This is a genomic window from Paraburkholderia sp. EG286B (genome assembly GCF_040965655.1).
GTDB lineage: Bacteria > Pseudomonadota > Gammaproteobacteria > Burkholderiales > Burkholderiaceae > Paraburkholderia.
Genome location: NZ_JBFRCF010000008.1, coordinates 234,417 through 259,001, shown reverse-complemented (window position 1 = coordinate 259,001; position 24,585 = coordinate 234,417). Strand labels below are relative to the sequence as shown.

Here is a 24,585-nt window from a genome sequence, read left to right as displayed (position 1 = left end):
CCCATAGACTGCGAGACAAGTACTGCTCCAATTGCATCGACTCAACTCAATCCGCCACGCGACCAACGAATGACTACCGTAGCTGTTACCGGCGCCACTGGCTTTATCGGCCGGCATGTGCTTGCAGAACTTGCCGCCCACGACCTGGAAGTCGTAGCGACCACGCGTAGCGAACGCGACGACCTTCGATGCCAGGCGAACCTGAGATGGGTGGCGCTCGACGTGGCGAGTCCGCCCGGCGACGCATTCTGCCGACTCGGCCGCCCGGACGTTCTGATTCACATGGCCTGGGGCGGGCTGCCCAACTACCGGGCGCTACGACATTTCGAAGTCGAATTGCCGCTGCACTACGCGTTCCTCCGCCAGTTGATCGACGGAGGTCTGAATTCCCTGGTGGTCACGGGTACATGCCTCGAGTATGGGCTGCGCGAAGGCGCGCTCACGGAAACGCTGCTCACCGAGCCTGTCACGCCCTATGGATTCGCCAAGGACTCGCTGCGCAGACAACTCGAATACCTGCAGAGAAGTTGCAGCGCGGCGTTTGATCTCACCTGGGCCCGGCTCTTCTACACGTATGGCGACGGTCAGGCAGAGACTGCGTTGCTGCCACAACTCAGCAGAGCCGTTGAACAAGGCTTGCCCACTTTCACGATGTCCGGCGGCGAACAACTGCGCGACTATCTGCCGGTTACCGAGGTTGCGAAAGCCCTCGTCGCGCTCGCGCTCAGGGGCCAGGGCGCGGGCACAGTGAATGTTTGCGCCGGCACGCCGGTATCAGTGCGTCGCCTCGTCGAACAGTGGCTACTCGAGCACCGCAAGACTATCGAACTGGAACTCGGTCATTACCCTTACCCCGACTATGAACCGCTCGCGTTCTGGGGTGACCGGAGCAAGCTCGCCGGGTTGATGGAGAACACATGAGCTACGTGCGTGACCTATATTCTGCGAACCAGTTGCCCATTTTCCAGAACCGCATGTATGGAAGCGAGGTAGAAGCGCGCAACTGCCCGCTCGGCGACGTGCGCCTGGTCGAGGACCTGAACACGGGCCTCGTCTATAACGCAGCATTTCGCCCGGAACTGGTCGTGTATGACCAGCACTATCAGAACGAGCAAGCCGTAAGCGCGAAATTCCGGGCACACCTCGAAGAGGTTGCTGCGATTGTCGAACGCGGCCTCGGCCGGCACGCATTGATCGAAGTGGCTTGCGGCAAGGGCTACTTCCTCGAAATGCTGGCCAGCCGCGGCTGCGAGGTCACGGGATTCGATCCGGCCTACGAAGGATCGAATCCCGCCATCGAGAAGCGCTATTTCGCTCCCGGCACGGGCGTGACCGGCCGAGGCCTGATCTTGCGTCATGCGCTCGAGCATGTCGTCGCCCCCCTCGAGTTTCTCGCTCAACTTCGCGAAGCCAATCAGGGCGAAGGCACCATCTATATCGAAGTGCCGTGCTTCGAATGGATCTGCGAACAAGGTGCCTGGTTCGATGTCTTCTACGAGCACGTCAACTACTTCCGGCTGCTGGATTTCACCCGGATGTTCGGCACGGTGCACGAAAGTGGACATCTTTTCGGCGGTCAGTACATCTACGTTGTCGCAGACCTCAGTAGCCTCCGAACGCCGGCTTACGTTGAGGGTCAGCGTGTGCGGCTGCCCGCGACGTTCGGCGCAGGTGAAAGGCACATGCATGCCGAGACCAACCAGGCAGTCATCTGGGGCGGCGCTTCCAAGGGCGTAATCTTTGCGTTGCGCCGCATGCGCGGCGGCGCGCCCATCCGCACCGTCATCGACATTAATCCGGCCAAACAGGGCAAATATCTTCCCGCAACCGGCCTGCGGATCGAATCACCGAACGATGTGCTACCACGTCTGAGCGAAGGCACGACGATCTACGTGATGAACTCGAACTATCTGGACGAGATCCGCGAGCAGGCTGGCCCAACTTTTCAATATATCGGCATCGATCATGAGTGACTTCCAACAGGACCTGGTACGGCGCGTAGCCGGGTATGGCAATGATGCAGAATTGCTCGACGCCGGCCGCGAATTCTTCCTTGCCAGCGCAGCTCGACAGTATTCGTACAATTTTCACTGGCTTGGCCGCCCGATCATCCAGTACCCGCAGGATATGGTGGCCATGCAAGAACTAATCTGGCAAGTGCGCCCGGACCTCATTATCGAAACCGGTATCGCGCACGGGGGCTCGCTGATCCTCAGCGCCTCGATGCTGGCCATGCTCGACTATTGCGACGCCATCGAAAGCAACACGCTCCTCGATCCTGCCAAGCCCAAGCGTCGCGTGGTCGGCGTGGACATCGACATTCGCGCCCATAACCGGACGGCGATCGAAGCCCATCCGCTGGCGAATCGCATCGACATGATCGAGGGCTCTTCGATCGCCCCCGAAGTCATCGAGCAAGTGCGCCGCCACGCCGAGGGCAAACCGACCGTGCTCGTTTGCCTCGACTCCAACCATACACACGACCACGTACTGGCCGAACTCGAAGCCTATGCACCGCTCGTGACGCCCGACAGCTACTGCGTGGCGTTCGATACCGTCATCGAGGACATGCCGCAGGGCAGCTTCCCTGACCGGCCCTGGGACGTGGGCAACAACCCGAAGACCGCCGTCTGGTCCTTCGTCAAAGCCCACTCCGAGTTCGAGATCGACCACGAGATGGACCACCGGCTGCTGATCTCGGTGGCGCCGCATGGTTACCTGAAACGCACTCGTTAATCCCGGATACGCCCGGGGCAAGACGCCGGGCGTTACGTCCCCCCTGAACGAAGCACATCGATATGAAAGTCGTCATTCTGGCTGGCGGGCTCGGCTCGAGACTCGCAGAAGAGACCCACTTGCGCCCGAAGCCCATGGTGACCGTCGGCGACCGTCCGATCCTCTGGCACATCATGAAGATCTATTCGTCTCACGGGATGAATGACTTCATCATTTGCTGCGGCTACAAGGGCTACGTCATCAAGGAATATTTCGCCAACTACTTCCTGCACTCGTCCGACGTGACGTTCGATCTGGCGTCGAACTCCATGGAGGTGCATCAACGCTACGCGGAGCCGTGGCGCGTGACGCTGATCGACACGGGCGAACACTCGATGACCGGTGGGCGCCTGAAGCGCGCCGCCCATTTGCTGCGCGACGAAGAAGCGTTCTGCTTCACGTATGGCGACGGGGTCGGCGACGTGAACATCACCGAACTCGTGCGCTTTCACAAGGCTCACGGCCGCCTCGCCACGGTGACGGGCGTGCAGCCGCCCGGACGATACGGCGTGCTCCAGTTCGCCGAAGACGAAAACGCCGTGGTCGGCTTCATGGAGAAACCGCAGGACGGGGGCGCGTGGATTAACGGCGGTTACTTCGTCGCATCTCCGCGCGTCCTCGACCTGATCGACGACGACGCTACTCCGTGGGAGTCCGCGCCGATGGAGCGACTCGCCGCTTCCGGCGAGTTGCAGACCTACCGCCATAACGGCTTCTGGCAGCCAATGGACACGTTGCGCGACAAGCACCAGCTCGACGCGATCTGGGCGAGCGGCAAAGCGCCATGGAAGGTCTGGCAATGATGCAGTCTCAGTTCTGGGCTGGCCGGCGCGTGTTCGTGACCGGTCATACCGGTTTCAAGGGAAGCTGGCTCGTTCTCTGGCTGCAACGCATGGGCGCGCACGTATCGGGCTTCGCACTCGATGCGCCAACGCAGCCTTCCCTGTTTCACGAAGCCGTGGTTGCGGAAGATATCGACCATACCCTTGGCGACGTGCGCGACGCGCATGCTGTCCACGCGGCCATGCAACGGGCACGCCCGGAAATCGTCTTTCACCTCGCCGCACAGCCGCTCGTGCGTTTCTCGTATTCGGCGCCCGTCGAGACCTACGCAACCAACGTGATGGGCACCGTGCACGTGCTCGAGGCGGCGCGCCGGCTCGACAGCGTACGCGCGATCGTCAACGTCACGTCCGACAAGTGCTACGAGAATCGGGAGACCGAACATCGCTATCGCGAGACCGACGCTCTCGGCGGCCACGACCCCTACAGCAACAGCAAAGCCTGCTCGGAGCTGGTCACCGACGCGTATCGTCGATCGTTCTTCCATGCCACCTCAGCGCAGGCGCCGCAAACAGGCATCGCGACCGCTCGCGCCGGCAACGTGATCGGCGGTGGTGACTGGGCATCCGACCGGCTGGTGCCGGACATGCTGCGCGCCTTCGAGAATGGCGTACCGGCGATCGTGCGCAGGCCACATGCGGTGCGTCCGTGGCAGCACGTACTCGTTCCGCTAGCCGGTTATCTCCTTCTCGCCGAACAACTATTCCAGTCGCCGCAGCGCTATTCGGGCGCCTGGAACTTCGGTCCGCTGACCGACGACATGCGCCCCGTAGAGCAGATCGCGGCCGCGCTGACGGCGGCTCTCGGTGAACACGCCTCCTTCGAAGTCCAGGCGGAAGCCGGCGCGCCGCACGAAGCAGGCCTGCTGTTGCTCGATGCAGACAAGGCTCGCCGCGAACTCCGCTGGAACTCAGCGCTGGATCTGGACGAAGCCCTCGCGTGGGTCGCACAGTGGCATCGCGAGCGTGCTGCCGGGCGCGGTGTGCGAGAGATTACGCTCGATCAGATTGAGCGCTATGAAGAGCGATTCCGAAGCACCGCCGCTCTAGCGGCCGCCTCGGAATCACGATAAGGAGCAAGACCTTGAAGTGCCGTCATTGTGGTCATGCACTGACTATTCCGTTTCTGGATCTGGGCTTTGCGCCGCCATCGAACGCTTACCTAAAGCTCGCCGATCTGACACGGGCGGAACGCTACTACCCGCTCAAGCTGTTCGTCTGCGACGTCTGCTGGCTGGTCCAAACCGAAGACTACGCTGCACGCGAAGCGCTCTTCGATGCTGAGTATGCCTACTTTTCGTCGGTGTCAGAGAGCTGGCTCGCCCATGCCAAGCGGTACGCCGATTCGATCATCGACCGGCTGTCACTCAATCGCGATTCGTTCGTGATCGAGGTCGCATCCAACGATGGCTATCTGCTACGCAACTTCGTTGCGGCCCAAATCCCCTGCCTCGGCATCGAACCCACCGCAAGCACGGCAGCGCGCGCGGAGCAACTGCGCATTCCGGTGCGCCGGGAATTCTTTGGCAAGGCCATCGCCGACGAGCTTGCGGCGGACGGATCACGCGCCGACCTGATCATCGGCAACAACGTCTTCGCCCACGTGCCCGACGTGAACGACTTCACCGCCGGATTGAAGGCTGTCTTGAAGCCGGGCGGTTCGGTGACGCTCGAGTTTCCACATCTCGTCAAATTGCTGGCGGAAGTGCAGTTCGATACGGTCTACCACGAGCATTTTTCGTACTTCTCACTACATGCCGTCGAGCACATCTTCAATGCGGCCGGACTGCGCGTGTGGAACGTTGAGCAATTGACGACACACGGTGGCAGCCTGCGCGTGTATGGCTGCCATGACAATGACCCGCGCGCTGACGACGCTTCGGTCGACGCCATCCGCGCCCTCGAGCAGGCGAGCGGCATCACGAAGCCGCAAACGTATCAAGGCTTCCAGCACCGCGTCGACACGGCAAAGAACGGTCTCCTCCGCTTTTTGCTCGATTGCAATGACAAGGGCATCAGGGTCGGCGCCTACGGCGCCGCGGCGAAAGGGAATACGCTGCTCAACTACGCAGGCGTCAAGCCGGACCTGCTCCCTTACGTTTGCGATGCCGCGCCGTCCAAGCAAGGCAAGTTCATGCCTGGCAGCCATATCCCGATCGTCTCGCCCGCAGAGTTCGCGGCGGCGCAGCCGGAAATCGTGCTCATCCTGCCGTGGAATATTTCACACGAAGTCATCGCGCAACAAGGGCCGATTCTTGGTTCGCACGTGCGCTTTGCCGTAGCCACGCCAGAGGTCCACTACCTCTAGTGACCGCCTCCTCTCGCACAGCGGCCCCGGTATCGTGAAACCAGAGGCCGCCGCGATCGGGTGAGGCAGTGGGCGCAAGGCATACTGAAGCCGCGCGCTCCGCACTGGCTACACGCGATTTCGGCGCTACGTGACAGATCAGTCGCTGATCGAGTCGAGCCAGCCCTGAACGGTCGGCAGTGCGCGGTCCCTGTCTGACAGCAACACGACGTCGCGCGGCCAGTTGATGGCGAGTTGGGGGTCGTCGTGCGCCACCCCTCGCTCAGCCGCGGGCTCGTAAAAGGCTGTATGCAGATACAGCAGGCGACTGTCAGCCTCGAGGCTCTGGAAGCCGTGGGCGCAGCCTTCGGGAATGAATACGGCCTTGGCGTTAGCTGCCGACAGTTCCACGGCCTGCCATTGCAGGAACGTGTCCGACTCGGGACGAAGATCGACGATCACGTCCCAAACGGTGCCTTCGAGGCAACGGACCCATTTGGCATCGGCGTCGTCGCCGTGCTGAAAATGCATGCCCCGTACCGTGCCCGGACAAACCGTGTGGGACCAGTTGATCTGCACGATCTGCCGGGAGCCATGCGCATCGGCGAAATCTTCGGCGCAAAACAAACGCATGAAGCTCCCGCGGGCGTCGCCACGCGGCGTACTCTGCGCGACAAACGCGCCGGCTATGGCCAGAGGGTGAAGCGAACCCAGCGAACTCATTGCCCACCCACGTAGAGGGCTTGGGCTGCCTCGGTCAACAGGTTCATCTGGCCGACAACTTGCGCTTGCCAGGCATTCAAGCCGTAAGTCGCCGTGAGTTGGCGCAAGAGCAAAAAGCTACCCAGTCGCTCTGCACAGAATGCCCAAGAACGCGCCTGATAACCTTCGCGCCGAATTGGATAGCGCTCGCAACAGACACGTACGACCGACTCGATAGCGGTGATCGAACGAACCCAGAACTCCATCGGAAACACGCCCAATTCAATGCCACCAGGCAGAAAAATCATCTCTGCCATGAACGCGGTGGCTTCGTGGCGCGCCAACACGCCCAACTCCAGCGCGGTCGCGGCAAAGCGCAGGAAGTCTTCGGGAATATGGCATTCCTGATATTGATTCAGATGACCGCCCTGTAGCCTGGCCGGTTGTCCAACGAGGAAGTCACGCCTGCCTGGGACCATCGCTTCCGCCATCTGAACCATAGTGAGACTGTCGCGCTTGACGACGTCCATGACCGGGTAGTTTTCGGCCGGCGTGCCCCCTACCTTACGATTGGAAATGAACTTGCGGTACTGGCAGATCCCGATCTGACGGACCTGCAAATTGTTTTTGACAATATAGTTCTTCAGCGCGAAGGATCCGGCCAGGCCGCCGATCTGCGGGTGATACTGCTCCCATTCCGGCGCGAGATCGCGTAGATTCGCCTTGCCGGGCCCCTGCTCAGCGCCGAGACACAACATCGAAACGTCCGACGGAAACTCAAACGGCGGTGGGACGTGTGTGAGGCAGACATACAGCAGATCCGGCGAAGCGATGAGCTGGGTGCCGAGAAAGCCGTCCTTTGATCGCTCCAGCTCCGGCCCCTCGACTGCCTTCAATACAGCGCCGCGCAAGTTGTAGAAGAGATTCAGTGTCGAGCGGTCCCCGCTCGCAGCGTAACTGGCCTTCAATTCGTTGATCAGCTCGATTTGCCGGTCAAAAGGCCGATATGCGGTATCGGGCGTCGACATCGCGGACGCGCCGAACGCTGCGACCTCGATGTCCGGGCAGAGCGCCAGGACCAGCGAGGCCACGCGCTCGACCAGAAGAGTCCGCGCCGACTGCCGAGCGCCACCCAGTGCGATTGAAGCGATGCAGCGCTGAAACTCGGCGTGATCGTTCTCGAATAGCTCAAAGAGCTTCTCCGTCAAGGCGAACCACGTTTTCCAGAACGAAGGCCGCGCCACGATGAAGTGGCCGGCTACCGCCGAGCGCCCATCCATGGGCTGGGCGCGCAAATCGACGTCGAGGGGAATGGCGCGCACGAAGGCTTCGGCAATCTCAATCAGACCAGGATTGGTCCGGTTCCCTTGTTCGAAGACGTTCAAGTAGCACGCGCTCGCGCGCGTAGACGGCGAGAATGTGTAGACATCCTTCCCCGGATGCTCACGAATGAAGGCCGCAACGGACTCCGCGGAAAGGCCGGTGCGCTGAGTAAAGTCAGCGCCGAAAAATCCATAAAGTTCGCCTTCGTTGACGGACGTGCTTAGAAAGAACCGCCGGATAGCCCAATATTCGTGCCACTCGGTGTGCGGACTATCGGACGTGTCGAGTGCGACGAACTCCGCATCGAGCTTCTGACGCGTCGCGTCGTCATGAAAAATCTGAAAAATGTGCGCGCTCATCGCTTCCTGTATGGGCAAGTTACGACCTGATCGAACCGTTAACGCTCGACTCGAGCCCTCTCGGGACGCTGGTCAAGACGGCAGTTGTCACACGGAGCCGCCCTTTGGCGCATTGATGCGACGCAATGTCTTGACGGGAGCACACCCGGACAGCCAGATCATTCGATCCTAGCGCTACGCCTTAAGTCGCAATGGTTCGATCAAGCGCGACTAATCCCCGCAATTCGGCTCTGATGGATTGCTTCGTTGCCTAGCCCTGTAGGGCGACCGGACGAAATGGTGCGGACCGGCGGATGTCCGCTGACGATCGGTCACGTCCGGCCTGTGTTGGGATCGGGAGCGGCACGCCACCTGTGGGGCGTAGATGAGCGAACAAGAACGGCTTCCGCGCCGATGCGCAGAAGTATTGTGTCTACTGGTGAGAATTTTTGGCGCGCCCGGCTGGGATCGAACCAGCAACCCCTGCCTTCGGAGGGCAGTACTCTATCCATTGAGCTACGGGCGCGTTGACTTGCTGGCGCCGCCGACTGACCGAAGAATACGGAAACGGCAGCGCCGAAGAGAGACCGAGAGGATAACCGGTTTCGGTTAAACCGTCCACCGCACAGGTTATTAAGGGTCGTATCTCCACGAGGCACAACCCAGGCGAAACAGCGCAGGCCGCCGCCGGTCCGCTCCGGGTAAACGCCCGCTGAACTACTCCCGCGCCCACCCACCAGCCGGAAAACCTTCCGTCTATAATCGTCGGTGTTTGATCTGCCGCATGGCCATTGCCGTCCTGCTGTACCGCTCACCATAAAACCAACGGGAGTCGAGACAAGCATGAGCGAAGCACCCCACGGAGCCCCGATCAAAACGCCCGGCCAGCTGATCGCCGCTGTCATCGCCGGGTTTGCCGTCCCCATCGTCATCATCGTTCTGCTCGCCTATTACGTCGACAACACGACGCGCACCGGCGCGGGCACCGACGAACTCTCCACCCAGCAGGTCGCCGCGCGCATCGCGCCGGTAGCGCAGGTCAACGTGCGCGACGCCAATGCGCCGCGCGTCTACAAGACCGGCGAGCAGGTCTTCCAGGCTGTCTGCTCGGCGTGTCACGCCTCGGGCGCCGCCGGCGCGCCGAAGTTCGGCAACTCGGGCGACTGGGCACCGCGCATCGCGCAGGGCTTCGACACGCTCTGGAAAACGGCGCTCTCGGGCAAGGGCGCGATGCCCCCGCGCGGCGGCACGAGCCCCGACGACTACAGCGACTACGAAATCGGCCTCGCCGTCGCCTATATGGCGAACCACGCCGGCGCGAACTTCCAGGATCCGCCCAAGCCCGCGCCAGGTGCCGCCAATGCTGCCAACGCGGCGTCGGGCGCGGCGGCCGCTGCACCGGCCTCGGGTGCAGCGGCCGCCGATACGAACGCCGCCCAGGCGCAAGCCGCCGCGGCGGCGATCGCGGCCATCCCGCAGGCGTCGTCCGCTCCCGCGGCCGGTGGCGGCTCGCAAAGCGCCGACGCTTCGCAGGCGGGCAAGGCGCTCTATCAGCAGGTTTGCCAGGCGTGTCACGCCGCGGGCGTGCTGGGCGCGCCGAAATTCGGCAACAAGGCCGACTGGGCGCCGCGCCTCACGGACTCGATGGACACCGTCTACAACTACGCGTTGCACGGCAAGGGCCAGATGCCGCCCAAGGGCGGTTCGACCGCGTCGGACGCCGACGTGAAGGCCGCCGTCGATTACATGGTCAGCGCGGCGAAGTAAGCGCCGAAGCCGCGCCAAAGCGCAAAACGATCCCCGCCCGTAGCGATACGGCGCGGGGATTTTTATTTGCGTCGATGAAAAAGCGCTAGCGCGTCAGCGCGCGGGATGCGCATATTCGCGGGCGAAGGTGAACGAACCCGAAGCGTCGTCGGCCAGCGCGCCGTAGCGTTCGGCCAGCTCGGCGGGAGCGAGCCACGGATAGCTCAAGCCCGCTTGCAGGCGCTCGAGCCGCGCACCGTCCGGGTCGTCGATCACGTCCATCCGGGCAATGTGAATGTGGAATGCCGACACGCGCGGCGCGCTGTCGTTCGCGTCGAACGTCCAGCGATACGTGCCGTGACCGATGCGCAGCGCGCCCGCCGCGTCCTCGCGCATCACGACGAGCCAGGGCAGCGCGTCGATCGTGCGCTCGCGCACAACGAGCGCAGCGGCTTCGCACAGGTAGTAAGTGCGACAGCGCGAATAGCGCTCACCGAAATCGCTCACCAGCGTCTTCGCGATCGCCTCGGCGCCGACGCTGCGCGCCGGAAACGCGATGTTCGGTGTGGCCAACGAGAACGTCAGTTCGGCATCCGGCGCGAACGCTTCGTGAATCCGTGCGGGCTTCGTGTTGTCCTTCGCGTCGATATACGTTTCGAGCGCGTGACGGTAATGCGGCAGTAATGGATCTTCCATCGGCGGCAGCGAGCGGGACAGGGGCGTTCACTCTACTGCCGCCCGCGTCCCAAACAAGCAAACACCCGCTGCACGCCAGGGTCATCACCCCTTCTGCAACAACGCCTTCAAGCTCGCCAACCGGTCCTTCGGCGTCATCGGCGCCTCCTCGGCGGTCGGCGGCGGCGCGTCGTCGAGGCCCATCTCCGGAATGAAGCGCGATGCCTCGCACACCACCGTCTCGCGCGCCCGCTTGCGTTTCTTGCACCAGTTCAGATGCAGGCTGCGCTGCGCGCGCGTGATCGCCACGTACATGAGGCGGCGCTCTTCCTCGATGCGCCCTTCGTCGATCACGTCGTCTTCCGAGCCGCCGCGGTGCGGCATGATCCCCTCTTCCACGCCCACCAGGAACACGTGCGGATACTCCAGCCCCTTCGACGCATGCACGGTCGAAAGCCGCACGGCGTCCGGGTCCTCTTCCTTGCCTTCGAGCATCGACATCAGCGCGACGGTTTGAATGAGGCCCATGAGGTTCTTGCCGGTGTCGGCGAGGCCGTCGGCGTTGTCATAACCGGTGGCTTCGCTGTCTTCGCCGATCTCCTGCTCGGGCTTGGTGCCCTTGCGCTTGAGCCACTCGAGGAATTCGAGCACGTTCTGCCACTTCGACTGCGCCTGGCGCTCGTCGAAGGCGTCGTAGAGATACGCCTCGTAGTGAATCGCGTCCATGAGGTCGTCGAGCACGACCGTCGCGGGGTCCTTCTGCGCGCGCTCGGCGAGGCGCTGCATGAAGTCGCAGAACACGCGCATCGGCTCGACCTGGCGCGCCGAAAGCCGCGCCTCGATACCGCCCATGTAGACGGCCTCGAACAGCGACACCTTCGCCTGCCCCGCGAACGAGCCGAGCGCTTCGAGCGTGGTGTTGCCCACGCCACGCCGCGGCGTGGTGATCGCGCGGATGAACGCGGGATCGTCGTCGTGATTGGCGATCAGGCGCAGATAAGCGCAGATGTCCTTGATCTCCGCCTTGTCGAAGAACGACTGGCCGCCCGAGAGCACATAGGGGATGCGCTCGCGGCGCAGCACCTGTTCGAAGATGCGCGCCTGGAAATTGCCGCGATACAGAATCGCGTAGTCGCGAAACTGCGCGCGGCGCTCGAACTTGTGCGCCGAAAGCCGGAACACGACCGACTCGGCCTCGTGCTCTTCGTCGTTGCAGGGCGTGACGGTGATGGTGTCGCCCATGCCGTGCTCGGACCACAGCTTCTTCTCGAACAGCTTCGGATTGTTCGCGATGACGTTATTCGCGGCCGTGAGAATGCGCACCGTCGAGCGGTAGTTCTGCTCGAGCTTGATGACGTGCAGCTTCGGAAAGTCCTTGCCGAGCTGCGCGAGGTTTTGGAGCGTGGCGCCGCGCCAGCCGTAGATGGCCTGGTCGTCGTCGCCCACGGCCGTAAACGCCGCGCGCGGGCCCGCCAGCAGTTTCAGCAGTTCGTACTGGCAGGCGTTGGTGTCCTGGTACTCGTCGACGAGGAGGTAGCGCAGCTTGTTCTGCCAGCGGTCGCGCACCTGCTCGTTTTTCGCGAACAACTCGGCGGGCAGGCGGATCAGGTCGTCGAAGTCCACCGCCTGATACGCGTGCAACGTCGCCATGTAGTTGCGGTAGACGATGGCCGCCTGGTGCTCGTCCTCGTTCGAGGCCGTGGCCAGCGCCTGCTCGGGCATCACGAGACCGTTCTTCCAGAGCGAGACGATCGACTGGATCTTGCGGATGAAGCCTTTGTCCGTCGAGCCCACCTGCTCCTGGATCATGGCGAAGCAGTCGTCGGCGTCCATGATCGAGAACTGGGGCTTGAGGCCCAGGTGCTCCGCCTCCTGGCGCAGGATCTGCACGCCGAGCGAGTGGAATGTGCAGACCGTCAGCTGGTTGGTCGGCACCTTGCGGCCTTCCTTGCCGGGCGTGGTGAGCGTCTTGCCTTCGAGCAGTTTGCCCACGCGCTCGCGCATTTCGGCGGCGGCCTTGTTCGTGAAGGTGACGGCGGCGATATGGCGCGGCTCGAAGCCTTTCGCTTCGATGAGGTGCGCGATCTTCTGCGTGATGACACGCGTCTTGCCGCTGCCCGCGCCGGCGAGCACGAGACAGGGACCGTCGAGATAGCGCACCGCTTCGTTCTGGGCGGAATTGAGGCCTGCGGACATCGTTGGCTGGATTGGAAAAACGGGTGGTACGGCTGGGAGGCGTGCGGACGAGGCGCCTGGCCTTTCGTGACGCCGCACGGCGCGAGGCGTGCGAACGTCGCAGCGGCCTCTCACGCGGGAGGTGCGATGTTAACACGGCACAGCGATACGCCGATGGCGCCCCCGATGTTCCTTTCCGCCGGTCATCCGTCCCTCGCCGCGTTCCGCTCGTTCTACGCGCCGTGCCACAATAACGGGCTCCCGCCACCCGCACTCGCTGGAAAGAGGACGCGCTAAATGACTGCACCGCAACCGCTGCAAATCGGCCTGATGGGCTACGGCTTCGCCGGCCAGACTTTCCACGCCCCCGTGATCGCGCATAGCGGCGCCGCGCAGCTCGCCGCCATCGCCACGAGCCAGGCCGGACGCGCCCAGGCTGACTACCCCGATGCCGCGATCGTGCCCGACCTCGACGCGCTGCTCTCGATCGACGCCATCGAATGCGTCGTGATCGCCACGCCCAACGACACGCACTACGACCTCGCGCGCCGCACGCTCGAGCGCGGCAAGCACGTGCTGGTCGACAAGCCCGTCACGCTCACGGCCGAGGAAGCGCGCACGCTCGCGGCCATCGCAAAGCAGCGCGGCCTCGTGTTCGCGCCGTTCCACAACCGCCGCTGGGACGGCGATTTCCTCACCGTGCGCGAGCTGATCGAGCGCGGCGAACTCGGGCGCATCACGCACTACGAATCGCATTTCGACCGCTTCCGCCCGCAAGTGAAGCAGCGCTGGCGCGAAGACGCCACGCGCGGCGGCGGCCTGCTCTACGATCTCGGCCCGCACCTGATCGACCAGACGCTCGCGCTGTTCGGCGCGCCCGAGTCGATCACCGCGTTCGTTCACACGCGCCGCGAAAACGCGAGCGCACCGGATTACGCGCACCTCGTGCTGCGCTACCCGCACCACGACGCCGTGCTGCACGCCAGCGCGCTCGCCGCCTACGCGCCGCGCTTCGCGATTCACGGCACGCGCGGCAGCTATCTGAAGAACGGGCTCGACACCCAGGAAGATCAGCTCAAGGACGGCCTGCGCCCGGGTCAGCCCGGTTTCGGCGCGGGCAACGAGACGGGCCGCCTGCACGTGCTGCGCGACGACGGCCAGGAAGCCGATCTCGACGTGCCCAACGCCGCGGGCAATTACGCCGATCTGTACCGCGCGCTGGCCGCAGCGATCCGCGAGGGCAAGCCGTTCCCCGTGAGCCCGCAGGACGCCATCGACGTCATGACGCTCATCGAACTCGCCATGCAAAGCGCGCAAGAAGGCCGCACGCTCGCGTTCGTGCGCCAGTCCTGAGCGCACCGGCGCGCGCTTTCGGCTGCGGTGTCGACCTTGCATTGCGCCGACGCCGCTGAAAGGTCCATACAAATGGTTACATCTGGTTGCCGCGGTAGGGTCATCACGCGGCAATCGCCAGACGTTTGTGGACATGCAAGACCAAAAAAGCAGCAACGACAAGACAACGGAGAGTCTGAATGACCCGCTACACCCGCGCTCTAAGCCTGATCGCCGCTGGCGCACTCGTCTCGACCCTTGCAGCGTGCGTGGTCAACCAGCAGCCGGCGCACCACCCTGCTGCGCCGCCCCCGCCCGGCCCGAATCCGCACGAGGTCGCCGTCGATCGCCTGCATCAGGTCGACAGCCGCATCGACAACCTGGGCCATCGCATCGACATGCGCGTGAGCCAGGGGTACTACCCGCCGCCCCAGGGCAGCGCGCTCCATCACCGCCTCGACACGATCCGCGGCGAAGCGCACGACATGGCCGCGCAGCACGGCGGCGGCATCTCGCCCGACGAGCAACGCGTGCTGAACGAGGAACTCGACACGGCCGCTCGCGCCATCGGCGAGTAAGCGCCACGCGCCTTGGCCTGTCGGCACGGACCGCGCGCTCGCGGTTCGTGCCGCGCCTTCCCACCGATCCGAACCGCCCCCGTTTTTCCCCCTGTGCGATGGTTGGCGCGCTGCCGATCCGCGCAAGCCAATACCAGCAAGCCTCACGCCCCTTTGCTGGCGCCGCGCGCAGAATTTTTCCGCATTGACATAGCCCCGAGGCGTCGCGCACAATCGCTGCGCGCGCCGGGAGAGCGCGCCGTTTGCTTTAGCTTGCTTTCGCTAGTGCAACCGGCGCCGCCGAAGGGGCAACCCACAAACTCTCAGGCAAAAGGACCGTGCGCGCCGGACCGCTGATTCGCTGCATTTGCGCTTTTTGCGCGAGATGACGCGAAGCGGCACACAGTCCGCAACTCTGGAGAGCGGCAGTAGAACGGGCGGCGGCGGATCGTAACCCCCACGCGTTCAGGCTGCCCACCGAAGGGGCGCGCGCCAACCGCAACAGGGCGCAATCTCTCAGGTACCGAGGACAGAGGGGCCATGCAAGAACCGACCACGGGCATCGTGCCTGCGGCGCTTCCTGCATGGCCTTTTTCGTTTTCGCGCGAATTTTCGCGATCGCCTGAGGCCCCATGACCGAACTCAAACGCACCCCGCTGAACGACACGCACCGCGCGCTGAACGCCCGCATGGTCGACTTCGGCGGCTGGGACATGCCCGTCAACTACGGCTCGCAGATCGACGAGCATCGCGCCGTGCGCACCGACGCCGGCATGTTCGACGTTTCGCACATGTGCGTCGTCGACTTTTCGGGCCCGAAGGCGCGCGAGTTCTTCTCCCGCGCGCTCGCCAACAACGTCGCCAAGCTCACCACGCCGGGCAAGGCACTCTACTCGTGCATGCTGAACCCCGAAGGCGGCGTGATCGACGATCTGATCGTCTACTTCTTCGCCGACGACCAGTTCCGCACCGTCGTCAACGCCGGCACGGCCGAGAAAGACATCGCCTGGTTCGAGAAGCTCAACGCCGAAGGCGGCTTCGGCCTCACCATCACGCCGCGCCGCGATCTCGCGATCGTCGCCGTGCAGGGCCCGAACGCGCGCGAAAAGGTCTGGCAGGTCGCGCCCTCGTCGCGCAGCGCCACCGAAGTTCTCAAACCCTTCAACGCCGCGAAGGTCGAGGCCACGCCGTTCGGCGAGCTGATGATCGCGCGCACGGGCTACACCGGCGAAGACGGCTTCGAAATCGTGGTGCCCGCCGCCGCCGTTTGCGAACTTTGGGACGCCCTGCAGCGCCAGGGCGTGAAGCCCTGCGGCCTCGGCGCGCGCGACACGCTGCGCCTCGAAGCGGGCATGAACCTCTACGGCCAGGACATGGACGACGGCGTCTCGCCGCTCGACGCCGGCCTCGCCTGGACTGTCGACATGAAGGAGCCGCGCGACTTCGTCGGCCGCCCGGCGCTCGAGGCGAACGGTTCGCGTTCGGCCTTCGTCGGCCTGATCCTGCAGAAGGAAAACGGCAAGGCCGGCGGCGTGCTGCGCGCCCACCAGAAAGTGCTCACGCCGCACGGCGAGGGCGAGATCACGAGCGGCACGTTCTCGCCGAGCATGCAGGAATCGATCGCCTTCGCGCGCGTGCCGCAGGGCGTGCAGCCGGGCGATGTCGTGCAGGTGCAGATCCGTGACAAAGCCCTTCCCGCAAGCGTGGTAAAACTGCCGTTCGTGCGCAACGGCCAGGTGCTCGCCGCCTGATCCGCGAGGGTCCTGCTAGCGCGTACGCCCTCCCCCTTTTAAGCAACAAAAACCGAACCACGCACTGGAGCAACCATGAGCATCCCGGCCGATCTGAAATACACCGAATCGCACGAGTGGATCCGCACCGAAGCCGACGGCACGCTGACCATCGGCATCACCGACCACGCGCAGGAAGCACTCGGTGACATCGTCTTCCTCGAACTGCCCGAAGCGGGCCGCGCGGTCACCGCCGGCGACGCCGTCGCCGTGATCGAGTCGGTCAAGGCCGCCTCGGACATCTACGCGCCGGTCGCAGGCGAAATCATCGAAGCGAACACGTCGCTCGTCGACACGCCCGACCAGGTCAACGGCGCGCCGTACGAGTCGTGGCTCTTCAAGATCAAGCCCGCCGCCGACGCCAAGCTCGACTCGCTGATCGACGCCGCCGCCTACGAAAAGGCGATCGGCGCTTAAATCGCAACCTTGCCTTAACCGCCACGGCGCGGCGGCGCGCCCAGAACGCCGCCCGCGCCCGCAGGAATCCCTATGAAGCTCGAACACCCGGATCGTCTGATGAACTCCCCGCTCTCGCTTGCTGCACTTGAAGCGCACGACGCCTTCGCCGCCCGCCACATCGGCCCCGACACGGCCGACCAGCAGGCGATGCTCGACGCGCTCGGCTTCGCCTCGCGCGCCGCGCTGATCGATGCGGTGATTCCGGCGAAGATCCGCCGCAACGAGACGCTGCCGCTCGGGCCGTTCTCGCAGCCGCGCTCGGAAGCCGAGGCGCTCGCCGCCCTGCGCGCGCTCGCGGACAAGAACCAGGTGTTCCGCTCGTATATCGGGCAGGGCTACTACGACACGCACACGCCGGCCGTCATCCTGCGCAACGTGCTCGAAAACCCGGCGTGGTACACCGCGTACACGCCGTACCAGCCGGAAATCTCGCAGGGCCGCCTCGAAGCCCTCTTGAACTTCCAGCAGATGATCACCGACCTGACCGGCCTCGCGATCTCGAACGCGTCGCTGCTCGACGAAGCCACCGCCGCCGCCGAAGCCATGACGCTCGTGCAGCGCGTGGGCAAGTCGAAGTCGAACGTGTTCTTCGTCGCCGACGACGTGCTGGCGCAGACCGTCGAAGTCGTGAAGACGCGCGCGAAGCCGATCGGCATCGAAGTGAAGGTCGGCCCAGCCGCTGAGGCAGCAAATGCAGGCGCCTTCGGCGTGTTGCTGCAATATCCGGGCGTCAACGGCGACGTGCGCGACTACCGCGCGCTCGCGCAAGCCGTGCACGCAGCCGGCGGCGCGGTGATCGCCGCCGCCGACCTGCTCGCGCTGACCATGCTCACGCCGCCGGGCGAATGGGGCGCGGACGTGGCCGTGGGCAACTCGCAGCGCTTCGGCGTGCCGATGGGCTTCGGCGGCCCGCACGCTGCCTACCTCGCGGTGAAGGACGAATTCAAGCGCCAGATGCCGGGCCGTCTCGTCGGCGTGACCGTCGACGCGCAAGGCAACCCGGCGCTGCGCCTCGCGCTGCAAACGCGCGAACAGCACATCCGCCGCGAAAAGGCGACCTCGAACGTCTGCACGGCGCAGGCGCTGCTCGCGATCATGGCGAGCATGTACGCCGTCTACCACGGCCCGCAAGGCTTGAAGCGCATTGCGCAGCGCGTGAACCGCGTCGCCGCGATCCTCGCCGCGGGCGCAAAGCAGCTCGGCTACACGCTCGTGACCGAAGCGTTCTTCGACACGCTCACGTTCGAAGCCGGCCCGCGCACCCAGGCGCTGCACGACGCAGCGCTCGCACGCGGCATGAACCTGCGCCACGTGAGCGAGACGCGTGTGGGCGTGTCCGTCGACGAAACCACCTCGCGCGCCGATCTGGCCGACCTGCTCGCCGTGTTCGCGCAAGCCGCGTTCGCCGGCGAAGCGCCCTCGGTCGACAAGCTCGACGCCGAACTCACGCAAGCCGCCGCGTTGACGTTCCCGGCCGCGCTGGCTCGCGAAAGCGCGTACCTCACGCATCCGGTGTTCAACCGTCACCATTCGGAAACGGAAATGCTGCGCTACCTGCGCAGCCTCTCCGACAAGGACCTCGCGCTCGACCGCTCGATGATCCCGCTCGGCTCGTGCACGATGAAGCTCAACGCGACCTCGGAAATGCTGCCGGTCACGTGGCCCGAGTTCGGCCGCATCCACCCGTTCGCGCCGGCCGAGCAGACGGTGGGCTATCGCGAGATGGTCGATCAGCTCGAACAGATGCTCGTGGCCGCAACGGGCTACGCCGCCGTCTCGCTGCAGCCGAACGCCGGCTCGCAGGGCGAGTACGCGGGTCTGCTCATCATTCAGGCATACCACGCCTCGCGCGGCGAAGCGCATCGCAACGTCTGTCTGATTCCCGCTTCGGCGCACGGCACGAACCCCGCATCGGCGCAGATGGCCGGCATGCAGGTGGTCGTGGTCGCGTGCGACGCGCAAGGCAACATCGATGTCGCCGACCTCAAGGCCAAGGCCGAACAGCACGCGGCGAAGCTCGCGGCGATCATGATCACGTATCCGTCCACGCACGGCGTGTTCGAAGAGAACGTGCGCGAAGTCTGCGAGATCGTGCACGCGGCGGGCGGCCAGGTGTACGTGGACGGCGCGAACATGAACGCCATGGTGGGTCTGGCGGCGCCGGGCCAGTTCGGCGGCGACGTCTCGCACCTGAACCTGCACAAGACCTTCTGCATTCCGCACGGCGGTGGCGGCCCGGGCGTCGGTCCGGTCGCAGTGGGTGCGCACCTCGCGCAGTTCCTGCCGAACCAGCTTTCGTCGGGCTATAAGCGCGACGATCACGGCATCGGCGCGGTGAGCGCGGCGCCTTACGGCTCGGCCTCGATCCTGCCGATCTCGTGGATGTACATCGCCATGATGGGCGCGGCCAACCTGACCGCTGCGACCGAAAACGCGATCCTCAACGCCAACTACGTCGCGAACAAGCTCGCGCCGCACTTCCCAGTGCTCTACAGCGGCCCGGGCGGGCTCGTCGCGCACGAGTGCATTCTCGACCTGCGCCCCATCAAGGATGCAAGCGGCATCACCGTGGACGACGTCGCCAAGCGCCTGATGGACTACGGCTTCCACGCCCCGACCATGAGCTTCCCGGTGCCGGGCACGCTAATGGTCGAGCCGACCGAGTCGGAGTCGAAGGAAGAACTCGACCGCTTCATCGACGCGATGGTTGCGATCCGCGAGGAAATCCGCGCCGTGGAAGACGGCCGCGCGGACAAGGAGGACAACCCGCTGCGCCACGCGCCGCACACGGCCGCCGTGGTGGTCGCCGACGACTGGCAGCACGCCTACTCGCGCGAGCAGGCCGCCTACCCGGTCGCGTCGCTCGTCGCGCGCAAGTACTGGCCTCCGGTCGGCCGCGCCGACAACGCTTACGGCGACCGCAACCTGTTCTGCTCGTGCGTGCCGCTTAGCGAATATGCGGGCGAACATGCCGACGCGACCGCCGGCGAATAAGCCGCTGCGAAGCCGCTGCGTTATCTTCGGTTAATGCAGCGGCGGTCATCCCCCTCACATTTGCCGCCGCAAACCGCTAACATCACACACCTGTCAGCCTTGAATCAGGGAGTCGCGCATGGCGCGGAAGGTGCGAATGGTTCCATTGCGGGACTCGGTGCGGGACTTACCGCATGCCGCAACGCGGAATTCGGTCCGGCAGACCCGGCACGCGCGCGGTGCGCTGCAACGCCGCCCGCAGCGCCTTGCCGCCGCGCTGGCGCTGGCCTGCGCCACCTTCACCGGCACCTTCGCCGGCACGGCCCATGCGGCCATGAACTTCTGCGCGGCCCCCGCGCTGCAATCGAGCGAGCGCACCAACTCCGACCCGGGCGTCAAGGCGCTCGTGGCCGAGGTGCTGACGCACGTGAACGACACGCCGCGTCCGCTGCCGCGCCTGCACACCGAGGGCACGCTGCCGCACGAGGGCATCTACGACCAGAGCGTCGAGGCCGCGAAGGAACTCGACCTCATGCGCAACGCCGCGCTCGCGTGGCGCGCGACGAGCGACGAGCGCTTCCTGAAGCTCGTGGACCGCTTTCTGCTCGCCTGGGTCACCACGTACAAGCCGAGCTTCAATCCCATCGACGAAACGCGTTTCGAGGGGCTGATACTCGCCTACGACATGACCGCGAGCGCGCTGCCCGTGAAAACGCGCAACGCGACCATGCAGTTCCTGAACAGCTTCGCGACCGGCTATATCGCGCAGATCGACGCGCAACCGCGCCCGCTCAAGGGAAATTTCGCGAACAACTGGCAGAGCCATCGGGTCAAACTGATAGCGATGATCGCGTTCACGCTCGACAACCGGAAGATGATCGCGACGGCGCAGCGGCTCTTCGTGGAGCATCTCGGCGACAACGTCGCGCCCGACGGCTCGACACTCGACTTCTCCGAGCGCGACGCACTGCACTACGTGACCTACGATCTGCAGCCGCTCGTGACCGCCGCGCTCGCCGCGCGCCGTCACAACCGCAACTGGCTGACCGAGCGCGCGGCCAACGGCGCGACGCTCGCGGGCGCGCTCGACTGGCTCACGCCGTATGCGCTCGGCCAGAAAACGCACGAGGAATTCGTGCATTCGAACGTACCGTTCGACGCGAAGCGGCGCGAAGCGGGCCTGCCGGGCTACACCGGCCAGTGGGACCCGAAAAACGCCGCCGAACTGTTTCATCTCGCGGCGCGACTCGACGGCCGCTTTGCGCCAGTCGCGCTGAAACTCGCGCCCACGCCGCCCGCGTGGCTCGCCGTCTGTCTGCCGTTGCCGGCGCGGTAAAACGCGCGCGGGTTGCGGCGGCACGGACGATGCCGCGAATCACGCCGCATCCCCACAAACCAAAGTCAGACAAGCAGGAGCAGTACCCATGGCAGTGAGCGTTTTCGATCTCTTCAAAGTCGGCATCGGGCCCTCCAGCTCGCACACGGTCGGGCCGATGCGCGCGGCGCTGATGTTCGCCGAAGGACTCGAGCGCGACGGTCTGCTTGCGAGCACCGCCGCCGTGAAGGTCGAGCTGTACGGCTCGCTCGGCGCCACCGGCAAGGGCCACGGCACCGACCGCGGCGTCATGCTGGGCCTCATGGGCGACGCGCCCGACACCGTCGATCCCGACACCATCGGCGAGCGTCTCGAAGCCGTGCGCACCTCGCGCCAGCTCGCGCTGCTCGGCCGCCATCCCATCGCGTTCGTTGCGAAGGAGCACGTGGCGTTCTACCGCCAGGCGCTGCCCGAGCACCCGAACGGCATGAAGCTGCGCGCGCTCGACGCGAACGGCGACACGCTGCGCGAAAGCACCTACCTCTCGGTGGGCGGCGGCTTCGTCGTCACGGCCGGCGCGCCGAACACGAAGGTGCTCGCCGCCGCCCAGCAGTTGCCGAATCCGTTCACCACGGGCGCGGAGATGCTCGCGCTGTGCGCCTCGACGGGCAAGAGCATCGCGCAGCTGATGCTCGAAAACGAGCGCGTCTGGCATAGCGACGAGCAGATCCGCTCAGGTCTCCTGCACATCTGGAACGTGATGCAGTCGTGTGTGTCGCGCGGTTGCGGCATCAACAATCCCGACGCCGACGGTACGCTGCCCGGCCCCTTCGCCGTGAAGCGCCGCGCGTCGCAGCTTTATCGCGCGCTGACCAGCAACCCCGAGCGCGCGCTGCAAGACCCGCTCTCGATGATCGACTGGATCAATCTGTACGCGATCGCCGTGAACGAGGAAAACGCCGCGGGCGGGCGCGTGGTGACCGCGCCGACCAACGGCGCAGCGGGCATCATCCCGGCCGTGCTGCACTACTACGTGCGCTTCACGCCGGGCGCGAACGAACAGGGCGTGATCGACTTCCTGCTCACCGCGGCCGCCATCGGCATTCTCTACAAGCTCAACGCGTCGATTTCGGGCGCCGAAGTGGGCTGCCAGGGCGAAGTGGGCGTGGCCTGCTCGATGGCCGCGGGCGCGCTCGCCGCCGTGCTGGGCGGCACGCCGCTGCAAGTGGAAAACGCCGCCGAAATCGGCATGGAGCACAACCTCGGCCTCACCTGCGACCCCGTGGGCGGCATGGTGCAGATTCCCTGCATCGAACGCAACGCCATGGCCTCCGTGAAAGCGGTGAACGCGGCGCGCATGGCGCTGCGCGGCGACGGCGCGCATTACGTCTCGCTCGACTCGGTGATCAAGACGATGCGCGAAACCGGCGCCGACATGAAGACGAAGTACAAGGAGACCTCGCGCGGCGGCCTCGCGGTGAACATCGTCGAGTGCTGATTCGCTGAAGCGCTGTCGCCTTGCCTGAAGCATCTGAACGTCATCACGTAACGATTGAAGGAGACTTGACCGCCATGCAGCAGCCGAACGCATCCGCTACCACCGAAGCCACTACCACCGGGGCTCGCCTCGTCGTCGATGCGCTCGTCGCCAATGGCGTCGAGCGCGTGTTCTGCGTGCCGGGCGAGAGCTATCTTGCGGTGCTCGATTCGTTGTCCGACGAAACCGCGCAGATCGAAACCGTGGTGTGCCGTCACGAGGCGGCGGCGGCGAACATGGCGGAAGCGATCGGCAAGCTCACGGGCAGGCCCGGCGTCGCGCTTGTCACGCGCGGGCCGGGCGCTACGCACGCCTCGATTGGCGTGCACACGGCGTTCCAGGACTCCACGCCGATGATCCTCCTGATCGGCCAGGTCGCGCGCGAGCAGATGGACCGCGAGGCGTTCCAGGAAATCGACTATCGACGCATGTTCGGCCAGATGGCAAAGTGGGTCGCGCAGATCGACGACGCGCGCCGCGTGCCCGAATACCTGAGCCACGCGTTCCATGTCGCGATGTCGGGACGGCCGGGTCCGGTCGTGCTCGCGCTGCCCGAAGACATGCTGAGCGGCGCGATTCCCGCATCCGAAGCGCAGCCCATCGCGCCGCCCGCGCAGCGCGTGCAGGCGTCGCCTTCCGCTGCGCAGATGGAGCGCGTGCGCGAGTTGCTCGCGGGCGCGAAGAAGCCGTTCGTGATCGCGGGCGGCCATGGCTGGAACCCGCAGGCTTGTGCGGACTTCCAGCGCTTCGTCGAGAACTGGCAACTGCCGGTCGGCCTCGCGTTCCGCTTTCAGGACACGCTCAACAACGATCACCCGAACTATGCGGGCGACGTGGGCCTCGGCGTGAATCCGGCGCTTGCCAAGCGCATCCGCGAAGCCGACGTGCTGCTCGCACTCGGTCCGCGCCTGGGCGAATCGACGACGGGCGGCTACACGCTCTTCGATATTCCCAAAACGAAGCAAACGCTCATTCATGTGCATCAGGGCGCGGAGGAACTCGGCCGCGTCTATGCAGCGGATCTGCCGATCGTTTCGGGCCTCGCGGAAATCGCCGCGCTGCTCGCAGACCTTCCGGCGCCCGCGCAACCCGCGTGGGCCGGCAGCGCCGCCGAAGCGCACGAGGCGTGGCACGCATGGCGCAAGCCGCTGCCGATGCCCGGCGACGTGCAGCTCGGCGAAGTCATGCAGCAGCTGCGCGCTCGCCTGCCCGACGACGCGATCGTCACGAACGGCGCGGGCAACTACGCAACGTGGCTGCATCGCCATTTCGCGTATCGCCATTTCCGCTCGCAGCTCGCGCCCACGAGCGGCGCGATGGGCTACGGCGTGCCCGCCGCAATCGCCGCGAAGTCGCAATACCCCTCGCGCACCGTGGTCGCCCTCGCGGGCGACGGCTGCTTCATGATGGCGTCGTCGGAACTCGCCACGGCGATGCAGTACGGCCTGAATGTCGTGTTCATCGTGGTGAACAACGCGCACTACGGCACGATCCGCATGCATCAGGAGCGCCACTATCCGAACCGCGTGCATGGCACGCAGCTCACGAACCCCGACTTCGCGGCGTTTGCGCAGTCGTTCGGCGCGCACGGCGAAGTCGTCACGAGCACGGCGCAATTCGCCCCCGCGCTGGAGCGTGCGCTCACGGCAGGCAAGCCCGCGCTGATCGAGATCCGCGTGACGAAGGAAGCGTGCACGCCTGCGGCGACGCTCGAACAGATTCGCGAAGCGGGCAGGAAAATGCGCGGAGAATGACTGAG

19 protein-coding genes, 1 tRNA gene and 2 riboswitches are annotated in these 24,585 nt (G+C 65.1%); of the genes, 15 read left to right on the top strand and 5 right to left on the bottom strand.

The window, feature by feature from the left end; genetic code table 11:
* The first annotated feature begins 69 nt into the window (after positions 1 to 69).
* The 6 genes from AB4Y42_RS19615 (at position 70) to AB4Y42_RS19590 (ending at position 5,925) form a co-directional block, all read left to right on the top strand.
* Positions 70 to 921, top strand: a complete 852-nt coding sequence (locus tag AB4Y42_RS19615) for an NAD-dependent epimerase/dehydratase family protein (protein ID WP_368695064.1) — start codon at positions 70 to 72, stop codon at positions 919 to 921.
* Positions 918 to 1,973 (top strand): class I SAM-dependent methyltransferase, encoded by a 1,056-nt coding sequence (locus AB4Y42_RS19610; RefSeq protein WP_368695063.1) that lies wholly within the window; start codon positions 918 to 920, stop codon positions 1,971 to 1,973. Before AB4Y42_RS19615 ends, AB4Y42_RS19610 begins: the two co-directional genes overlap by 4 nt.
* Positions 1,966 to 2,736 (top strand): cephalosporin hydroxylase family protein, encoded by a 771-nt coding sequence (locus tag AB4Y42_RS19605; protein WP_368695062.1) that lies wholly within the window; start codon positions 1,966 to 1,968, stop codon positions 2,734 to 2,736. The genes AB4Y42_RS19610 and AB4Y42_RS19605 overlap by 8 nt, the downstream gene beginning before the upstream one ends.
* 62 nt (positions 2,737 to 2,798) lie before the next feature.
* Positions 2,799 to 3,578 (top strand): glucose-1-phosphate cytidylyltransferase, encoded by a 780-nt coding sequence (gene rfbF / locus AB4Y42_RS19600; protein WP_368695061.1) that lies wholly within the window; start codon positions 2,799 to 2,801, stop codon positions 3,576 to 3,578.
* Entirely contained in the window at positions 3,575 to 4,690 is a 1,116-nt protein-coding gene (rfbG, locus tag AB4Y42_RS19595) for a CDP-glucose 4,6-dehydratase (protein ID WP_368695060.1), read from the top strand. Before rfbF ends, rfbG begins: the two co-directional genes overlap by 4 nt.
* A gap of 11 nt (positions 4,691 to 4,701) precedes the next feature.
* The gene (locus AB4Y42_RS19590) at positions 4,702 to 5,925 is read left to right on the top strand and encodes a class I SAM-dependent methyltransferase (RefSeq protein WP_368695059.1); all 1,224 of its coding nucleotides are present in this window, start codon (positions 4,702 to 4,704) and stop codon (positions 5,923 to 5,925) included.
* Positions 5,926 to 6,063: 138 nt separating this feature from the next.
* Here AB4Y42_RS19590 and AB4Y42_RS19585 read toward each other — a convergent pair whose 3' ends face one another.
* From AB4Y42_RS19585 to AB4Y42_RS19575, 3 genes are all read right to left on the bottom strand, one after another.
* Positions 6,064 to 6,627 carry a dTDP-4-dehydrorhamnose 3,5-epimerase family protein gene (locus AB4Y42_RS19585; protein ID WP_368695058.1) on the bottom strand — a complete coding sequence of 188 codons (564 nt, stop codon included), beginning with the start codon at positions 6,625 to 6,627 and terminating at the stop codon, positions 6,064 to 6,066.
* Complete coding sequence (locus tag AB4Y42_RS19580; RefSeq protein WP_368695057.1) at positions 6,624 to 8,288, bottom strand: hypothetical protein; 1,665 nt, start codon at positions 8,286 to 8,288, stop codon at positions 6,624 to 6,626. Before AB4Y42_RS19580 ends, AB4Y42_RS19585 begins: the two co-directional genes overlap by 4 nt.
* 429 nt (positions 8,289 to 8,717) lie before the next feature.
* A tRNA-Arg gene (locus tag AB4Y42_RS19575) sits at positions 8,718 to 8,793 on the bottom strand.
* A gap of 317 nt (positions 8,794 to 9,110) precedes the next feature.
* Between AB4Y42_RS19575 and AB4Y42_RS19570 the strand changes: the two genes are divergently transcribed.
* On the top strand, positions 9,111 to 10,034 hold the full coding sequence (locus AB4Y42_RS19570; protein WP_368695056.1) for a cytochrome c5 family protein: 924 nt from the start codon (positions 9,111 to 9,113) through the stop codon (positions 10,032 to 10,034).
* A gap of 93 nt (positions 10,035 to 10,127) precedes the next feature.
* Here AB4Y42_RS19570 and AB4Y42_RS19565 read toward each other — a convergent pair whose 3' ends face one another.
* Both AB4Y42_RS19565 and AB4Y42_RS19560 read right to left on the bottom strand, forming a co-directional pair.
* A complete protein-coding gene (locus tag AB4Y42_RS19565; RefSeq protein ID WP_368695055.1) occupies positions 10,128 to 10,709 on the bottom strand; it encodes a hypothetical protein in 582 nt (193 codons plus the stop codon).
* 84 nt (positions 10,710 to 10,793) lie between these two features.
* On the bottom strand, positions 10,794 to 12,884 hold the full coding sequence (locus AB4Y42_RS19560) for a UvrD-helicase domain-containing protein (RefSeq protein WP_368695054.1): 2,091 nt from the start codon (positions 12,882 to 12,884) through the stop codon (positions 10,794 to 10,796).
* 276 nt (positions 12,885 to 13,160) lie between these two features.
* Between AB4Y42_RS19560 and AB4Y42_RS19555 the strand changes: the two genes are divergently transcribed.
* From AB4Y42_RS19555 to AB4Y42_RS19520, 8 genes are all read left to right on the top strand, one after another.
* Positions 13,161 to 14,216 carry an oxidoreductase gene (locus AB4Y42_RS19555; RefSeq protein ID WP_368689541.1) on the top strand — a complete coding sequence of 352 codons (1,056 nt, stop codon included), beginning with the start codon at positions 13,161 to 13,163 and terminating at the stop codon, positions 14,214 to 14,216.
* A 179-nt stretch (positions 14,217 to 14,395) separates the two neighbouring features.
* Positions 14,396 to 14,773 (top strand): hypothetical protein, encoded by a 378-nt coding sequence (locus AB4Y42_RS19550; RefSeq protein ID WP_368695053.1) that lies wholly within the window; start codon positions 14,396 to 14,398, stop codon positions 14,771 to 14,773.
* Between the two features lie 216 nt (positions 14,774 to 14,989).
* Positions 14,990 to 15,100, top strand: a riboswitch (glycine riboswitch).
* A 57-nt stretch (positions 15,101 to 15,157) separates the two neighbouring features.
* Positions 15,158 to 15,295: riboswitch (glycine riboswitch) on the top strand.
* An 89-nt stretch (positions 15,296 to 15,384) separates the two neighbouring features.
* On the top strand, positions 15,385 to 16,503 hold the full coding sequence (gene gcvT / locus AB4Y42_RS19545; protein WP_368695052.1) for a glycine cleavage system aminomethyltransferase GcvT: 1,119 nt from the start codon (positions 15,385 to 15,387) through the stop codon (positions 16,501 to 16,503).
* A gap of 75 nt (positions 16,504 to 16,578) precedes the next feature.
* Positions 16,579 to 16,959 carry a glycine cleavage system protein GcvH gene (gene gcvH / locus AB4Y42_RS19540; protein ID WP_028203325.1) on the top strand — a complete coding sequence of 127 codons (381 nt, stop codon included), beginning with the start codon at positions 16,579 to 16,581 and terminating at the stop codon, positions 16,957 to 16,959.
* A gap of 72 nt (positions 16,960 to 17,031) precedes the next feature.
* The gene (gene gcvP, locus AB4Y42_RS19535) at positions 17,032 to 19,995 is read left to right on the top strand and encodes an aminomethyl-transferring glycine dehydrogenase (protein ID WP_368689538.1); all 2,964 of its coding nucleotides are present in this window, start codon (positions 17,032 to 17,034) and stop codon (positions 19,993 to 19,995) included.
* A gap of 136 nt (positions 19,996 to 20,131) precedes the next feature.
* Positions 20,132 to 21,310 (top strand): alginate lyase family protein, encoded by a 1,179-nt coding sequence (locus tag AB4Y42_RS19530; RefSeq protein ID WP_368689537.1) that lies wholly within the window; start codon positions 20,132 to 20,134, stop codon positions 21,308 to 21,310.
* Between the two features lie 88 nt (positions 21,311 to 21,398).
* A complete protein-coding gene (locus AB4Y42_RS19525) occupies positions 21,399 to 22,787 on the top strand; it encodes an L-serine ammonia-lyase (RefSeq protein ID WP_368695051.1) in 1,389 nt (462 codons plus the stop codon).
* Positions 22,788 to 22,861: 74 nt separating this feature from the next.
* Complete coding sequence (locus AB4Y42_RS19520; protein WP_368695050.1) at positions 22,862 to 24,580, top strand: thiamine pyrophosphate-binding protein; 1,719 nt, start codon at positions 22,862 to 22,864, stop codon at positions 24,578 to 24,580.
* The last annotated feature ends 5 nt before the right edge of the window (positions 24,581 to 24,585 follow it).

Bases quoted from the DNA above. Each gene is read 5' to 3' on its own strand.
- AB4Y42_RS19520 (WP_368695050.1), top strand. From the start codon at position 22,862: ATGCAGCAGCCGAACGCATCCGCTACCACCGAAGCCACTACCACCGGG.
- AB4Y42_RS19610 (WP_368695063.1), top strand. From the start codon at position 918: ATGAGCTACGTGCGTGACCTATATTCTGCGAACCAGTTGCCCATTTTC.
- gcvT (WP_368695052.1), top strand. From the start codon at position 15,385: ATGACCGAACTCAAACGCACCCCGCTGAACGACACGCACCGCGCGCTG.
- AB4Y42_RS19615 (WP_368695064.1), top strand. From the start codon at position 70: ATGACTACCGTAGCTGTTACCGGCGCCACTGGCTTTATCGGCCGGCAT.
- AB4Y42_RS19605 (WP_368695062.1), top strand. From the start codon at position 1,966: ATGAGTGACTTCCAACAGGACCTGGTACGGCGCGTAGCCGGGTATGGC.
- AB4Y42_RS19550 (WP_368695053.1), top strand. From the start codon at position 14,396: ATGACCCGCTACACCCGCGCTCTAAGCCTGATCGCCGCTGGCGCACTC.
- AB4Y42_RS19565 (WP_368695055.1), bottom strand. From the start codon at position 10,709: ATGGAAGATCCATTACTGCCGCATTACCGTCACGCGCTCGAAACGTAT.
- rfbG (WP_368695060.1), top strand. From the start codon at position 3,575: ATGATGCAGTCTCAGTTCTGGGCTGGCCGGCGCGTGTTCGTGACCGGT.
- AB4Y42_RS19525 (WP_368695051.1), top strand. From the start codon at position 21,399: ATGGCAGTGAGCGTTTTCGATCTCTTCAAAGTCGGCATCGGGCCCTCC.
- AB4Y42_RS19555 (WP_368689541.1), top strand. From the start codon at position 13,161: ATGACTGCACCGCAACCGCTGCAAATCGGCCTGATGGGCTACGGCTTC.
- AB4Y42_RS19580 (WP_368695057.1), bottom strand. From the start codon at position 8,288: ATGAGCGCGCACATTTTTCAGATTTTTCATGACGACGCGACGCGTCAG.
- AB4Y42_RS19585 (WP_368695058.1), bottom strand. From the start codon at position 6,627: ATGAGTTCGCTGGGTTCGCTTCACCCTCTGGCCATAGCCGGCGCGTTT.
- rfbF (WP_368695061.1), top strand. From the start codon at position 2,799: ATGAAAGTCGTCATTCTGGCTGGCGGGCTCGGCTCGAGACTCGCAGAA.
- AB4Y42_RS19570 (WP_368695056.1), top strand. From the start codon at position 9,111: ATGAGCGAAGCACCCCACGGAGCCCCGATCAAAACGCCCGGCCAGCTG.
- gcvP (WP_368689538.1), top strand. From the start codon at position 17,032: ATGAAGCTCGAACACCCGGATCGTCTGATGAACTCCCCGCTCTCGCTT.
- gcvH (WP_028203325.1), top strand. From the start codon at position 16,579: ATGAGCATCCCGGCCGATCTGAAATACACCGAATCGCACGAGTGGATC.
- AB4Y42_RS19530 (WP_368689537.1), top strand. From the start codon at position 20,132: ATGGTTCCATTGCGGGACTCGGTGCGGGACTTACCGCATGCCGCAACG.
- AB4Y42_RS19560 (WP_368695054.1), bottom strand. From the start codon at position 12,884: ATGTCCGCAGGCCTCAATTCCGCCCAGAACGAAGCGGTGCGCTATCTC.